Genomic DNA, 13,547 nt, shown 5'->3' on the forward strand with positions numbered 1-13,547 from the left:
AGCGAGGGGGATGCGACGAAGCGTGCGGATCCGGGCGCGAACGGGGATTGGGTGGCGCGAACGGTTCGCAAGCGGACCGCGCAGCGTCGCTCAACCCGGCGGCGCGCTTTCGATTTCCCGCAGGATCTCGCCGAGCGGCGCTGGCTTGACCAGATGCCGGTCGAAGCCAGCCTCGCTCGCAGCCTGGCGGTCGCGCTCCTGGCCGTAGCCCGTGAGCGCGATCAATTGCACGTGCGCAGTGGCCGGCTCGGCACGCAGCGCCTTCGCCAGCGCGTGCCCATCCATGCCGGGCAAACCGATGTCGAGGATCGCCACGTGAGGCAGGAAGCTCTGCGCGAGCGCGAGCGCGCTCGGGCCGTCGTGCGCCACACGCACCTCGTGGCCTTCGAGTTCCAGCAGCATGAGCAGCGAGGATGCGGAGTCGACGTTGTCGTCGGCGATCAGGACGCGGCGGCGCGCCCGCGCAGTGTGTTCCCCAGCGTCTTGCGTCTGCTCGTGCGGCGCTTCGCACTGCGCCGCCCGCGCGAGCGGCAGACGCACGACGAATTCCGAGCCGTGCCCAAGCCCATCCGAATTCGCGCTCGCCGAGCCGCCATGCAATTCCGCGAGTTCGCGCACGAGTGCGAGGCCGATGCCGAGGCCGCCGTCGGCGCGCTTCACGGCTTCGCGTGACTGCATGAAGAGCTCGAACACGTAGGGCAGTTCGTCGGGCGCGATGCCGATGCCGTTATCGCGCACGCGAATCAGGATCTCGTAGACGTCCGCTTCGAGCCGCAACGTGATTTGGCCGCCTGCGGCCGTGTATTTCGCGGCGTTGGAAAGCAGGTTGCTGATGATCTGCGCCACGCGTATCGCGTCGCCGGTCACATGGCACGGCTCGCAGTCGATCTCGACCGTGAGCGTTTGCGACTTCGCATCGAGGAAGGGGCGGCTCGTTTCCACGGCGACCTCGACGATCTCGCGCAGGTCGAGCGTGCTCATCTGCAGCGTGATCTTGCCGTGCGAGATGCGGGAGACGTCGAGCAAATCGTCGACGAGGCGGCCGAGATGCTCGACCTGACGGCTCGCGATCTGCCGCGCGTCGGCGCGCATCGTGTCGTTCGCGCCGTGGCGCGGGTCGAGCAGTTCGATGGCGTTGCGTATCGGCGCGAGCGGATTGCGCAGTTCGTGCGCGAGCGTCGCGAGAAAGCGGTCCTTGCGGCGGTCGGCGTCGCGCAGCGCTTTTTCGGCAGCGTAAAGGCGCAGGAGCGCGCGCACGTTCGCCACCAGCTCGGCGGGGTCGACGGGCTCGGTGAGATAGCTGTCGGCGCCGCCGTCGAGCGCGAGAATCTTGTCGCGCGTTTGCACCGCGGCGGCGGAGGTTTGCAGCACGAGCGTGGAGTTCGTCTCCGGGTCCGCCTTGATGAGGCGGCACACCTCGATGCCGCTGATGTCGGGCAGCCTTACGTCGAGCAGCACGATCGCGGGCGCTTGTGCGCGCACGGCTTCGAGCGCGGCCTGGCCCGTCGCGGCCTCGATCACGGCGTAGCCGGCGTGGCGCAGCACGCGCGACTTCACATAGCGCGCGCCTTCGTTGTCGTCGACGTTGAGGATGAGCGTGGCGTGCGCGTTCATGTCGCCGTGTCCCCGGAGGTCTCGGGTTCGTCCTCGATGGACGTAGCGAGGCGCACCGGCAGGTTCAGGCGGAACGTCGAGCCCACGCCGGGCTCGCTTTCCACGCCGACTTCGCCGCCCAGCAGCGCCGCGAGCCTGCGGCACAGCGGCAGACCAAGACCCGTTCCCTTTACGCGCTGCTGCAGGCGGTTCTGCACCTGGCCGAACTCCTCGAAAATGATCTGATGATGTTCGGGCGCAATTCCAATGCCCGTGTCAGCGACGAAGAAGGTGATGCGCTCCTCGTCGCCGGCGCCGGGCATGCACTGGGCGCCTACGCGAATCTGTCCGCGCTCGGTGTACTTGAGCGCGTTCGAAACGAAATTGCGCAGGATCTGCGTGAGTTTGGGTTCGTCGGTGTAAAGCTGCGGCAGGCCTGCGGTGGAGCCGAATTCGAGCGTGACGTGCGGCGTGTCGAGCAGCGGCATGAGCATCGTGCGCAGCGCGGCGAAGAGGTCGGCGGGCTCGAACCAGGCGGGCACGACTTCGGTCTTGCCGGCTTCGATCTTCGCGAGGTCGAGCAGGTCGTTCACGGTCTCGCCCAAGGATTCCGCAGACGAAAGAATCAGCTTGACCTGGCGTTCCTGCTCCACGCTCAGATCGCCATCGAGCCGGTTGAGCAGCAGGTTGGCGAGCGCGCGGATCGAACTGAGCGGCGTGCGCAGTTCGTGGCTCACGTTCGAGAGAAAGCGCGTCTTCATCATGTCGGCGCGGCGCAGTTCCTCGGCGCGCTCGTCGAGCTCGGCATAGAGCGCCACCACACCGCGGTTGGTCGCCTCCAGTTCCTGCGTGAGGCGCGAGAGTTCTTCCTGGCGTTCGCGCAGTTCGTCGAGCGCCGTCACGAGTTCGCGGTTTTGCTGCTGGAGTTCTTCGAGCGAGTCGCCGTGCACGCCTTCTTGCGGACTGCGTGCGGACAGTTCGCGCACGATGCGCTCGAGTTCCGCGCAACTCGCCTCGCCACGCTCGTGCGGCAAGTCGCGCGCCATCGTGACGGTCGTGCCCACGCCGGCCGAGGAGCGAATCTCGAAGCGGTCCATGAGGCGCCGGCTGCCTGTAATGCCGAGGCCCATGCCGCCGGGCGAGTGATAGGTGCCGTCGAGCACGGCTTCGAGTTCGCGCACGCCAGGGCCGTGGTCCCTCACTTGCACGGCGAGCGCTTCGCGTGACCGTTCACTTTCCAGCGCGAAGGTGACCTCGCCGCCGCCCGCGTATTCGAACGCGTTGCGAGCGATTTCGGAGACGGCGCTCGCAATGCGCGTCTGGTCGAGCGGCGAGAAGCCGAGCGCGGCGGCTAGCTCGCGCGAGCGGCGGCGCGCCGCGACGACGTCCTGGGCGGTTTCAAGCCGGATGCGCAGCAGGGGCTTATTCATGGTTCAACTGTACTCCGGGGCGTGCGCGCACGACGACGACGGTGGCGTCGTCGCGCCGGCGCGCGAAGTCTCGGTAGAGGACGGCCGCGATGACGACGGCGGGCTGGTTGGCGAGTCCGGGCCAGGCGGCGAGGTCCCAGCGGGTGCCGATGCCGTCCGAATGCAGGACGAGGAGCGCGTTCTCGCCCCACGTCAGTTCGAGCTCCTGGGTGCCGCGCATCGTGTGGCCCACGATGCCGTTGCGCGAGACGAGCTGGTAGCACCCGCGCGCGGAAGGCGCGCCTGCGCTGGCGGGCCGGTGCGTGTGGCCGGTCGGGCCGCGGCTATCGACAGGGCGCCCCGCACCATACGCGACAGCCGAGATGTTGCCCGTGCCGCAGAACGCGAGCGCGCCGCGCGCGAGATCGATGCGCACCAGCGCGAGCGCCGCGCCGCGCGTGGGGCGCAGGGCCGCGTGCGAGAGTTCCATGAGCGCGGCGGGCGCGAGGCCGGCGCGGCGGCGCAGCACGTCGAGCGCGGCCACGGCGGCCACGTGGGCTTCGGCACCGTGGCCGAGGCCGTCGGCGAGTGCGAGCGTGAGGCCGCTCTGGTCGGCCTGCGCCTGCCAGCCGTCGCCGCAGACTTCCTCGCCGGGGTAGGGCACGCAGACCCCGCCGATCTCGGGTCCGGTGAATGCCACGCGCGCTGCGCTGCCCCCGCTTTTCTGCACGAGCACGCGCAACACCGTGCCCGTGCCCGGCTGCGAGTAAATGGCGAACTGGTTCGAGAGCCGCCGGATCGCGCCGAGCCCGGTGCCAGGCGTGCCGGTCGTGGAGTGACCGTCGGTAAGCGAGGCACCCACGTCGGTCATGCCGGGGCCGCTGTCGAGCGCGATCAGCTCCACGGCGCCCTCCAGCGCGCGCACGAGCAGCTCACCGTGCCCGGCATGCTTCAGGATGTTGGTGGCCGCTTCCGTGAGCACGATCGCGAGACGCCCGGCGTCGGTCTCGGTGAGCGCGGCAATGCGCGCGGCCTGGGCGGCGCCGCGGCGTGCAAAGGCGACGCCGCTGGCGTCGCCGATCTCGAAGGAGCGGTGGCTGCCGCCGGCGGAGCCGGCTGCGCCGTCTAGCGTACTTTCCATTTCGTGATGGTGACCGTCGTGCCGCAACCCGGAGTCGATTCGATCGTGAACTCGTCGCACAGGCGCCGCGAGCCGCCAAGGCCCAAGCCCAGGCCATTGCCGCTCGTGAAGCCGTCCTGCAGCGCGCGCTCGATGTCAGCAATACCCGGACCCTGATCGACGAACGAGAGCCGCAGGCCCACTCGCACGCCTCTTTCCAGTACTTCGAGGCGCGCATCGCCGCCGCCGCCATACTGCAGTGTGTTGCGCGCGAGTTCGCTCGCCGCCGTCACGAACTTGGTCTGCTCGATGAGCGAGAACCCGTGCGCGATGGCGGCGTCGCGCACGATCTGTCGCAGCCGGACGATTTCCTCATCCGAACGCAGGCTTACCTGGGCTGCGAGCCTTCCGGTCGTGTCGTTGCTATTCATGTTCGAATGCAAGAGACGTGCTAGCTAACGGAATAATGGGACTTAACGGAGCTGGCGCTGCTTGAGCAGCGCCATGCCTTTTTCGACGTTCAGCGCGGTGCGCACGCCCGACAGCGTGAGACCGAGCTCGACCAGCGTGATCGCCACGGACGGCTGCATGCCGACCACCACGGTCTGCGCGTCGAGCACCATCGCCATGGCGGCCGTGTTGCTGATCATGCGGCCGATGAACGAGTCGACCACGTCGAGCGTCGAGATGTCGATCAGCACGCCCTTGGCCGACTCCTTCACGATGCGCTCGGTGAGGTCGTCCTGCAGTGCGATCGCGAGGCGGTCGTGCATGTCCACCTGAATCGTGACGATCAGGCAGTCGCCGAGGCGCAGAATCGGAATGCGTTCCATCGTGTGCGGTTCCCGTGCGTCGATATTGCTCAGTGGCCCTCAAGCCGTGGCCTTCGGCGTGATGATGGTCGCGCCGATGCGCTGCAGCGCGATGACGAAGGCGTCGGCGAGCGTGGATTTGGTTGTGACGTTGGTGAGATCGACGCCCAGGTGCACGATGGTCTGCGCGATCTGCGGGCGGATGCCGCTGATGATGCAGTCCGCGCCCATGAGGCGCGCGGCGGCCACGGTCTTGAGCAGATGCTGCGCGACGAGCGTGTCGACGGTGGGCACGCCCGTAATGTCGATGATCGCGAGGCCCGCGCCCGTGTCGACGATCTTCTGCAGCAGGCTCTCCATAACGACCTGGGTGCGCGCGGAGTCGAGCGTGCCGATGAGCGGCAGTGCAAGAATGCCTTCCCAAAGCTGCACGACCGGCGTGGAAAGCTCCAGCAGCTCTTCTTGCTGGCGCGCGATGATCGTTTCGCGGCTCTTCTGGAAAACGTCGGTGGTGTAGATGCCGAAGCCGTCGAGCAGCAGGTTTACCTGCCAGCTCACCTGGGCAAGTTCGGCGGGGTTGCTCGCATACGCCTCGCGCAGCCGCGCGTAGAGCGGCTCCTTGAACGAGAACACGAAGGTGGCCGTCTCGACCGGCGTGTAGCCCTGGCGCGCGCGGCGCGCCGACATTTCCGTCAGGAACGCGCGCACTGGCTCCCACTCCGGGCGGCTCGCATCGAAGGTTTCGGTATTCGGGAGCGTGTCGAGAAAGACATTGAGGAACGCGGAGAACTGCTCGCGAATTTCCCCTTCCATCGCCAGGCCGCGGCGCAGCGCGATGGGCAGATGCAGGCGCAGCCATTCGGCAAGCAGCGTGTCGCGATGCTGGCCGAGGATGTCCGCAATACGAACCTGTTCCGGTGTGTTCATGCGATCTCCTGAGCGATGGTTGCGCGCCTCGTCGTCGAGACGAACCGCTGAACCTTACCCCATCGTATCGATGCGATCCCAATTGAATTGCGAGTGAGTCGCGATTGAATCGATTACGTGGGGCATGAAAGGCGAGTGAACGGGCGGCGTGTGGCTGCATGCTTTTTCCGTGCCCGCTTGCCCGTGCAACAACTGCTGGGCCTGGCGCGCGCCGGGTTCTCCGCTTTGCCGTGACTTGCTTGTAGTTTTTACAGGGTCAAGATTGCGTACCGATGCGTGAGCGTTGCTGCGGGCGGGGCCGGGCGTGATGTCATGACATGGTATATGTCTTGCTCTACAGCTTGCGCCAATCACAACCCGGTCCGCACCGAGGAGCACCGCCGTTCCTCGCGGAGTCCGATGCGCGGGCTCGTACGCCCCGCGCGTGAATGCATGAGCGCACGAGCGGCGGGAGCCGCACAGCGATCCGACCTGAGTGCGTCGGACCCGCTAGACTGAGCGCTGGCGTGCGCTTGCGCGATGCGTCCGGCGTACGGCGATGATGCGCCGTGATGTCGGCTCATCGACTTCGCGCCCGCTCGCCCCTCCCGCCATTGCCCAGAGATATCGATGACCAGGTTATTCCGCATGACCGCGCTCCTTGCGTGGTGTCTGTCGTTCCTGCCCGCTACGGCGGCGTTTGCTCAATCGGCCCAGGTGGACCAGTCGGACCCGCAGGCGCTCATCAGGACCGCCACGCAGCAGGTGCTCGACGAGGTACGCACGAAGTCCGTCGCGCCCGACGACATCGCGCGCATCCAGGATATCGTCAATCGCGACATTCTTCCGTACGTCGATTTTCGCCGTACCACGCGCCTCGCCATGGGGCCGCACTGGCGCACCACCACGCCGGAGCAGCAAGCGCAGATCGAACAGCAGTTCCAGTTGCTGCTGATCCATCTCTACTCGGGGGCCATCGCGCAACTGAAGCCCGACCAGAAGATCGAGTACCCGCCCATGCGCAGCTCGCCGGGCGACACCGACGTCGTCGTGCGCACGCTCGCGCAGACCAGCAGCAATCCGGTTGAAATCGATTACCGGCTGTACAAGACGCCGCAGGGCTGGCGCCTGTACGACCTGAACGTGCTCGGCGCATGGCTGATCCAGACCTATCGCCAGCAGTTCAACGAGAAGATCCAGCAGGGCGGCGTGGACGGGCTCATCCAGTTCCTCACCGCGCGCAACCAGGAGCTCGTCACGGGCAAGACGCAGACGCAGTGACGCGTGGTTTTTGCGCCTGCCTCTCGCGACCTGCGAAAATCTGGACGGCTGCGCCTCACGTGTGGAGGCGCTGTACCATTTCGAGGCGCGCCTCGTGCGTATAGATGGGCCATGCGCCTGCCCGAGCCGGCGCGGCCCCGATGTTTCTTTTTTTGCCGATCCGATCCGACATGAATTTCCCGCTGCCGCCGCAGGGCCGCCGCAACCGGGTGTTTCCGCCAAGCCCGCCGACGCTGCATAGCCTCGCCTCCGTCATTACCGGCGTGGTCGTGGTATGCGGCCTGTACTTCGGGCGCGCGGTGCTGATTCCCATTACGCTCTCGGTGCTGCTGAGCTTTCTGCTGGCGCCGCTCGTGACCACGCTGCGGCGCTTTCATGTGCCGCAGTTCCTCGCCATTCTCGTTGCGGTGCTCTCCACCGTGCTCGCGCTTGCCGGCGTGGGCGCGCTGATCGCCGCACAGGTGTACCAGCTTTCCGCCTCCCTGCCGCAGTACCAGGAAGAGATCGAGCAGAAAGTGAAAACGGTGCAGGAAAAAACCGTGGGCCGCGCCGATTCGCTGATGTCGCGGGCCGCCACCGCGCTGCAGCGCGTGACGCCCACGCCGCCGCCCGCGCCGCCGCAGCCGCGCGGGCGTGCGGCGCGCAACCAGCCGCAGCAGCCGATGCCCGTGGAGGTCCATACGCCCGCGCCCACGCCGCTTACACTCGCGCAAAAGGCGCTCGCCCCGGCTATCGCACCGCTCGAAACGACCTTCATCGTGCTCGTGGTGACGATCTTCATCCTGTTCCAGCGCGAGGACCTGCGCGACCGGCTCATCAGCGTGTTCGGCTCCGACGACCTGCACCGCACCACGACCGCCATCAACGACGCCTCACAGCGGCTCTCGCGCTACTTCGTCGCGCAGGTCGGCGTGAACGTCACGGTGGGCGGGGTGATCGCGCTGGGGCTGGCCGGCATCGGCGTACCGGGCGCGCTGCTGTTCGGCGCGGTGGCGGCGCTCATGCGCTTCGTGCCGTACATCGGTATCTGGATCGCTGCGATCATGGCGACGATCGTCGCCGCGGCCACGCAGCCGCAATGGACCATGGGCGTGACGACGCTGATCTTCTTCATCGTCGTGGACGTGGTGGCGGGGCAGTTCGCCGAGCCGATGCTCTATGGCAAGCGCTCGGGTCTCTCGCCGCTTGCGGTGGTGGTGGCGGCGATCTTCTGGAGCTGGCTGTGGGGGCCCGTGGGGCTCGTGCTTTCCACCCCGCTCACGTTGTGCATCGTCACGCTGGGCCGCTACGTGGACCGACTGAACTTCCTCACGATCCTGCTTGGCGACCAGCCCGCACTCACGCCCGGGCAAATGTGCTACCAGCGCCTGCTCGCCGACGATCCCCACGAGGCACTGCTGCAGGCGGACCGGCTGCTCACCGGCATGCCGCTCATCGACTATTACGAGCAGGTGGCGTTCGAGGGCCTGCGCTTCGCGCGCAACGACGCCTTGCGCGGCGTGCTGCCCGCCGAGCAGGTCGCACGCATCAACCAGGCGCTGCTCGATATCGTCGAGGACCTCGAATCCGTGGACGATTCGCGTCACGCCGCACCCGAGGGGGAGAGCGCCAAGAAGTCCGTTGAAGGCGCGGACGAAGGCGCGAGGGTGATTGAGTTCACGCTCTCGCCGGACGCGGGCGAGGTGCTCTGCGTGCCCGGACGCGGCGCGTTCGACGACGTGGCGGTGGCCATCGTCGGCCAGTTGCTCATGCGGCGCAATATTCCCTGCACGGCCACCACGTACGACGAAGTGCGCGCCACGCGCGGGGCCGTGATCGATGAGCGCTCGCCTGCCATCTGTGTGGTGTCGCTCGATGCGCCCGAGTCGGCGCCGTACCTGCGCAATCTCGTGCGGCGCCTGCGCGAGCGCGCGCCAGACGCGACCATCGTGGTGGGCATCGGCGCGGCGCTCCGTGACGACGGCGCAGGCATTGCCGACGACCCCGGCACGCTCTTCCCGATCTCGCTGCGCAACCTCGTGGAGGAATGCGGCGTGGCGCTCGTGCCGGCGCACACGCCGCCGCCCGAAAATAGGGCGGCAACGCCGGATATGCAGGATCAATATAGTGCGGGAGCGAAATTGTGACAGTCATGCCCGTGTCACATTGAACCTCGAATATATGCGGCCCTGTGCCCCTGGTTGCGGCATGAGAGTTACTGGGAGACAACGTTGCTGAGCCCGAAAGAATTCGCCACGCTGATGCTGGTCCGCCATTCGCCGGACCAGATCGACATGAATCGCCAGGAACTGGACACGCTGCTCGAGCGTCAGCTGGTTGCGCTCGAGCACTGGACCGAAGGTCACCGCCGGCTGTCGCTCACGATTGCCGGCCGCTCATTGCTCGAAGCAGTGGGGCGGCTGGATTACGTGACGGGCCTGCCCGAGGGGTTTGGCAACGAGCGCCTCGCCGCCGGCCTTTGATGCTTTCGCAGTGAGCCTGCGTGCGGCACGGCCCTGAATGGAGCCGGGCCGTGTCTTTATGCAAAACACATCTTCTACCCGTGCATTTATTGAGGCATGCCAGGTAATTGTGTGCTTTTGCCCACGCCCGACGGCGTGATCGTCTTGTGTCCCCGAAAGGACGCTGATACGCTGATTCGATTCTCCGGCGACATCGAGCGAAGGCCGGCGCACCCTGTCTTACGGATGGATTGCGGCAGGCGTTTTCCTGTACGGGTATTTCCCCATCGCCCGGCTTGATGGCGCTCGTCAAACTGACTCCATCCTCCAGAGTCTTTCCCAACTCACCTACCCCCTAAAGCAAAAGGAGGATCTATGGCAAAGCGAATTGCCTACGTGACCGGCGGCATGGGCGGCATCGGAACGGCCATCTGCCAGCGTCTGCACAAGGATGGCTACACGGTGATCGCGGGCTGCGGCCCGAACTCGCAGCGCAAAACACGCTGGCTCGACGAGCAGAAGGCGCTTGGCTACGAGTTCGTCGCGTCCGAGGGCAACGTGGCCGACTGGGACTCCACGGCCGTCGCGTTCGAGAAGGTGAAGAAGGACGTCGGCGAGATCGACATACTGGTCAACAACGCCGGCATCACGCGCGACGTCGTCTTCCGCAAGATGACGCACGAAGACTGGATCGCGGTGATCGACACCAACCTCACGAGCCTCTTCAACGTGACGAAGCAGGTGATCGACGGCATGGTCGAGAGGGGCTTTGGGCGTGTGATCAACATTTCGTCGGTGAACGGGCAGAAAGGCCAGTTCGGTCAGACGAATTACTCCACGGCCAAGGCCGGCATTCACGGCTTCACCATGGCGCTCGCGCAGGAAGTGGCGACCAAGGGCGTGACGGTCAATACCGTTTCGCCCGGCTATATCGGCACGGACATGGTGAAGGCGGTGAAGCCCGAAGTGCTCTCGAAGATCGTCGACAGCATTCCGGTGCGGCGCCTCGGCGAACCGATGGAAATCGCCTCGATCGTGGCGTGGCTCGCGTCCGACGAAGCGGGCTTCTCGACTGGCGCGGACTTCTCGCTCAATGGCGGTCTGCACATGAGCTGAGTGTTGCCGCGGCTTCTTGCGCGGTGCTTGTGAGCACAACGAAGTGATCTGGCGGGAGCGGCGATTTGCCGACTCCCGCTTCGTATTTTGGGGCGCCTGTGTTGTTTTGCGTCCGGCCAGGTCTTGCCCGACGTCGAGCGGATCCCGATGATGGCGATCGTTGACAACTGGCCGGCGCCACTCGATGCCAGATAGGCCTGCACCAGCGATTCTTGCGCGTTACCGGGCGATCCTTGACGCCTGCCCCTGAGTTTTCCTGGATTTCACGCGTCTCGCAAGCATGTTCATGCCTTCAACAAATGCCGAGAAGGCCATCGCGGCGTAGATGTATCCCTTAGGCACATGAGACCCAAAGCCTTCCGCCATCAGCGTCATACCGATGACGAGCAGGAAGCTCAACGCGAGCATCACGATGGTTGGATTGCGCTCAATGAAGCGGGAGAGGGGGCCCGCGGCGAATAGCATTGCGGCGACGGCGAAAATGACCGCGACGTACATAATTGCGACATGTGAGGTCATTCCGATGGCGGTAATAATGCTGTCGACCGAAAACACGATGTCGAGCATCAGTATCTGCAGGATTGCTGCGCGCACCGTGATACTGACCGCGTCGGCGGGAGACATCTCGTCTACGTCGTCGCCAGCGACGTGCTGATGAATTTCTCGTGTCGCTTTCCAGACGAGAAACGCCCCCCCACCGAGCAGGATGATATCCCTCCACGAAAATGGATGGCCGGCGACGGTGAACGCCGGTTCGCTCAGTCGTGCAATCCAGGCGACGGTTGACAGCAGCGCCAAACGCATTATCAGGGCGAGGCCGATGCCAATGCGCTGCGTGCGTGCCCGTTGCGCTTCGGGCAGCTTGTTGCTGAGGATGGAAATGAATATCAGGTTATCGATTCCCAGCACGACTTCCATGACGACGAGCGTCATGAGGGCGGCCCATGCGCCGGGATCGCGCGCGAGAGCGAGAAGGGAGTCCACAGATCTACTGTTCTCCGTGAGCAAGTCGATTGCGCGGTTCTACAGCACGTGCGTGCGCGTGGCAAACTATCTGTACCACACAGGCTAGATCGCCAGCCTGGTGGGTGACATCGGACCTTGGTCTTATATGAAACGGGTGCGCAAGTCATCGGCGACAGCCGAAACTCCACAATGCAACGAGTTACGATCGTTCAGACTAGTCGCTTTTCAAACCAGTGATGGGCATAAGGCTCCGCGCTGAACGCATCGACTTCGATGTATCCAGATTGTCGGTATAGCGAAATCGCCTCGCGCAGAGTGCGATTTGTCTCCAGCCGAATAATGCGCGCTTTAGCCTGCCGAGCACGTTTCTCCGCCTCAACGATCAACCGGCGGCCTACACCCATACCGCGAGCGGAAGGACTCACCCACATTCTTTTGAGCTCGGCCGGCGACTTCTTGTGAAACTTCAGCGCGACGCAGCCGATCGGGCGTCCATGGAGTCTCGCGAGGATCAACGCCCCCTCCGGCGCCGTCAGTTCATGGGCATCTGCCGACAGGCTCCTGGACGGGTCGAATCCTGCCTCGAAGCGCTCGTTGAGTTCACCGAAATACTGTTCAATGCACCACCGCGCATCGTCGCTATCCGGCTTCTCAAGCGAAAAATGCACAAGCGATGCCTGTAGCAAACGCTCAACCTCAGACATGGCTGCGATAAGTTTCCGACGCTGCTCGTCGCCGAGCGGTTCGAGCGCGCGTAAAGCGACCGCGTCGGAGAGCCGTTCGAGTTCGGCCCTTTCTATGAGGCCCTCTTCAGTCAGGCAAGCCCGGCGTACTCTGCGGTCGTTCGAATGAGTGAGGACGGTGACAAGTTTTTGCCTCTCAAGAGATGCCAACGTACGGCTGACATAACCTGAATCAAGGTTGAGCCGCGCGCGAAGAGTACGAATATCCACGCCTTCGACACCAATCTCCCATAGCAGGCGTGATTCACCCATCGGGCGACCTCGTCCGAGGAAATGATCGTCGATAGCGCCGATGCTTTCGGCGACTATGCGGTTAAAGTTGCGGATCTGGAGTATGTCGGCGGCGCCCATATCTCTGACTTTAGTCAGAGATATGGATCCCGTCAACATCAAGGCGAGGAATGGCGTGCCTTCCCCGAAGGACAGATTCAGTCCGGATAAGTGCCTGCCGCTCGATCACGGCCGTTCCCCATCTCGCGCGGCCGGTTGCCGCGACGCATCCGGCCCAAGGCGACCCACAACAGACCTTCAGCATCGCGAGAAATCCGTCCGCTTTCCCCACCATTTCTGCCAATGGCAGAGCTCACGCGTCTGGTTAGCCTTCAACTGAGCTTTAGTGCCCCGGTTATTGAGTTGGGTCAGGGACCAATCCGGCGATTCATCTCGCCTTGTGGATGTTGCCAAATCAACGTCGGCGAGTCCCACTGTCAAAGTTGATTCCCAACAACGACAGCCTATCCTTTTGATCAGAAGGTATCGGCACCCGCAAGCATGATAGGTTGCGCGCTGCGGAAGTCCTCCAGGGCTCGGGAGTTGCGAGCGTCAAATCGAGCTGCCCACTGATCGTGAGAGACCCGCGATGAACAAGATCTCGCGCGCAATCGGCAATCACGCCAGGCAAGCCGAGAGGAGCGTCTCAGAAGGCTGGAGAGACCGCCCCCGTCAATTATCGAGTCCTCCGTATGCTAGCTACGCACTGCAGCAGCGTCTGATCGATCTGGTGCTTATGTTTCTCGTCGGCATCGGCAGCATGCCTGCCGCGTTTGCACAGGCGAGTGGCGGCGCCGGTGTCGTCTCAGGAGGAGCTGGCGGCAACGGAAATGGGGGGGGCGGTGCGGGCGGCGGCTTTGCCTCCACCTCGCCGAGTGCCCCAACCAGCC

Annotated in this window: 13 protein-coding genes; 5 read left to right on the forward strand and 8 right to left on the reverse strand. The window is 64.8% G+C overall.

The features are described 5' to 3' along the window. Positions 1-90 precede the first annotated feature (90 nt). Genes M3I54_RS41760 through M3I54_RS41785 form a run of 6 tightly spaced genes read right to left on the reverse strand, consistent with a single transcriptional unit; the run spans position 91 to position 5,861 of the window. Complete coding sequence (locus tag M3I54_RS41760) at positions 91-1,614, reverse strand: response regulator (protein WP_254346044.1); 1,524 nt, start codon at positions 1,612-1,614, stop codon at positions 91-93. Then, positions 1,611-3,023: an ATP-binding protein gene (locus M3I54_RS41765; RefSeq protein ID WP_254346046.1), complete on the reverse strand. Its 1,413-nt coding sequence runs from the start codon at positions 3,021-3,023 to the stop codon at positions 1,611-1,613. Before M3I54_RS41765 ends, M3I54_RS41760 begins: the two co-directional genes overlap by 4 nt. Next, positions 3,016-4,143, reverse strand: a complete 1,128-nt coding sequence (locus M3I54_RS41770; RefSeq protein ID WP_254346048.1) for an ATP-binding protein — start codon at positions 4,141-4,143, stop codon at positions 3,016-3,018. Before M3I54_RS41770 ends, M3I54_RS41765 begins: the two co-directional genes overlap by 8 nt. Then, positions 4,128-4,553, reverse strand: coding sequence for an anti-sigma regulatory factor (locus tag M3I54_RS41775; protein WP_254346051.1), 426 nt, complete (start codon positions 4,551-4,553; stop codon positions 4,128-4,130). The genes M3I54_RS41770 and M3I54_RS41775 overlap by 16 nt, the downstream gene beginning before the upstream one ends. A gap of 42 nt (positions 4,554-4,595) precedes the next feature. Then, positions 4,596-4,955: an STAS domain-containing protein gene (locus M3I54_RS41780; RefSeq protein WP_069265819.1), complete on the reverse strand. Its 360-nt coding sequence runs from the start codon at positions 4,953-4,955 to the stop codon at positions 4,596-4,598. Positions 4,956-4,994: 39 nt separating this feature from the next. After that, positions 4,995-5,861: an STAS domain-containing protein gene (locus M3I54_RS41785; RefSeq protein WP_254346053.1), complete on the reverse strand. Its 867-nt coding sequence runs from the start codon at positions 5,859-5,861 to the stop codon at positions 4,995-4,997. Positions 5,862-6,488: 627 nt separating this feature from the next. Between M3I54_RS41785 and M3I54_RS41790 the strand changes: the two genes are divergently transcribed. From M3I54_RS41790 to M3I54_RS41805, 4 genes are all read left to right on the forward strand, one after another. After that, a complete protein-coding gene (locus tag M3I54_RS41790) occupies positions 6,489-7,121 on the forward strand; it encodes a phospholipid-binding protein MlaC (RefSeq protein WP_375542311.1) in 633 nt (210 codons plus the stop codon). Between the two features lie 170 nt (positions 7,122-7,291). Continuing rightward, positions 7,292-9,247: an AI-2E family transporter gene (locus tag M3I54_RS41795; protein WP_254346057.1), complete on the forward strand. Its 1,956-nt coding sequence runs from the start codon at positions 7,292-7,294 to the stop codon at positions 9,245-9,247. Positions 9,248-9,331: 84 nt separating this feature from the next. After that, positions 9,332-9,583, forward strand: coding sequence for a hypothetical protein (locus tag M3I54_RS41800; RefSeq protein ID WP_254346059.1), 252 nt, complete (start codon positions 9,332-9,334; stop codon positions 9,581-9,583). A gap of 354 nt (positions 9,584-9,937) precedes the next feature. Beyond that, complete coding sequence (locus M3I54_RS41805) at positions 9,938-10,678, forward strand: 3-ketoacyl-ACP reductase (RefSeq protein WP_254346061.1); 741 nt, start codon at positions 9,938-9,940, stop codon at positions 10,676-10,678. A gap of 219 nt (positions 10,679-10,897) precedes the next feature. Here the strand turns inward: M3I54_RS41805 and M3I54_RS41810 are convergent, their stop codons facing one another. Then, positions 10,898-11,662: a TerC family protein gene (locus tag M3I54_RS41810; RefSeq protein WP_254346063.1), complete on the reverse strand. Its 765-nt coding sequence runs from the start codon at positions 11,660-11,662 to the stop codon at positions 10,898-10,900. Positions 11,663-11,853: 191 nt separating this feature from the next. After that, a complete protein-coding gene (locus M3I54_RS41815) occupies positions 11,854-12,738 on the reverse strand; it encodes a helix-turn-helix domain-containing GNAT family N-acetyltransferase (protein ID WP_254346065.1) in 885 nt (294 codons plus the stop codon). Between the two features lie 508 nt (positions 12,739-13,246). Between M3I54_RS41815 and M3I54_RS41820 the strand changes: the two genes are divergently transcribed. Then, positions 13,247-13,547, forward strand: a 301-nt coding sequence (locus M3I54_RS41820) for a hypothetical protein (RefSeq protein WP_254346066.1), incomplete at its 3' end; no start/stop codon positions are given.

Origin of the sequence: Paraburkholderia sp. CNPSo 3274 (genome assembly GCF_024206475.1) — a bacterium.
Classification (GTDB): domain Bacteria; phylum Pseudomonadota; class Gammaproteobacteria; order Burkholderiales; family Burkholderiaceae; genus Paraburkholderia.

Bases quoted from the DNA above. Each gene is read 5' to 3' on its own strand.
- M3I54_RS41760 (WP_254346044.1), bottom strand. From the start codon at position 1,614: ATGAACGCGCACGCCACGCTCATCCTCAACGTCGACGACAACGAAGGC.
- M3I54_RS41765 (WP_254346046.1), bottom strand. From the start codon at position 3,023: ATGAATAAGCCCCTGCTGCGCATCCGGCTTGAAACCGCCCAGGACGTC.
- M3I54_RS41770 (WP_254346048.1), bottom strand. From the start codon at position 4,143: ATGGAAAGTACGCTAGACGGCGCAGCCGGCTCCGCCGGCGGCAGCCAC.
- M3I54_RS41775 (WP_254346051.1), bottom strand. From the start codon at position 4,553: ATGAATAGCAACGACACGACCGGAAGGCTCGCAGCCCAGGTAAGCCTG.
- M3I54_RS41780 (WP_069265819.1), bottom strand. From the start codon at position 4,955: ATGGAACGCATTCCGATTCTGCGCCTCGGCGACTGCCTGATCGTCACG.
- M3I54_RS41785 (WP_254346053.1), bottom strand. From the start codon at position 5,861: ATGAACACACCGGAACAGGTTCGTATTGCGGACATCCTCGGCCAGCAT.
- M3I54_RS41790 (WP_375542311.1), top strand. From the start codon at position 6,489: ATGACCGCGCTCCTTGCGTGGTGTCTGTCGTTCCTGCCCGCTACGGCG.
- M3I54_RS41795 (WP_254346057.1), top strand. From the start codon at position 7,292: ATGAATTTCCCGCTGCCGCCGCAGGGCCGCCGCAACCGGGTGTTTCCG.
- M3I54_RS41805 (WP_254346061.1), top strand. From the start codon at position 9,938: ATGGCAAAGCGAATTGCCTACGTGACCGGCGGCATGGGCGGCATCGGA.
- M3I54_RS41815 (WP_254346065.1), bottom strand. From the start codon at position 12,738: ATGGGCGCCGCCGACATACTCCAGATCCGCAACTTTAACCGCATAGTC.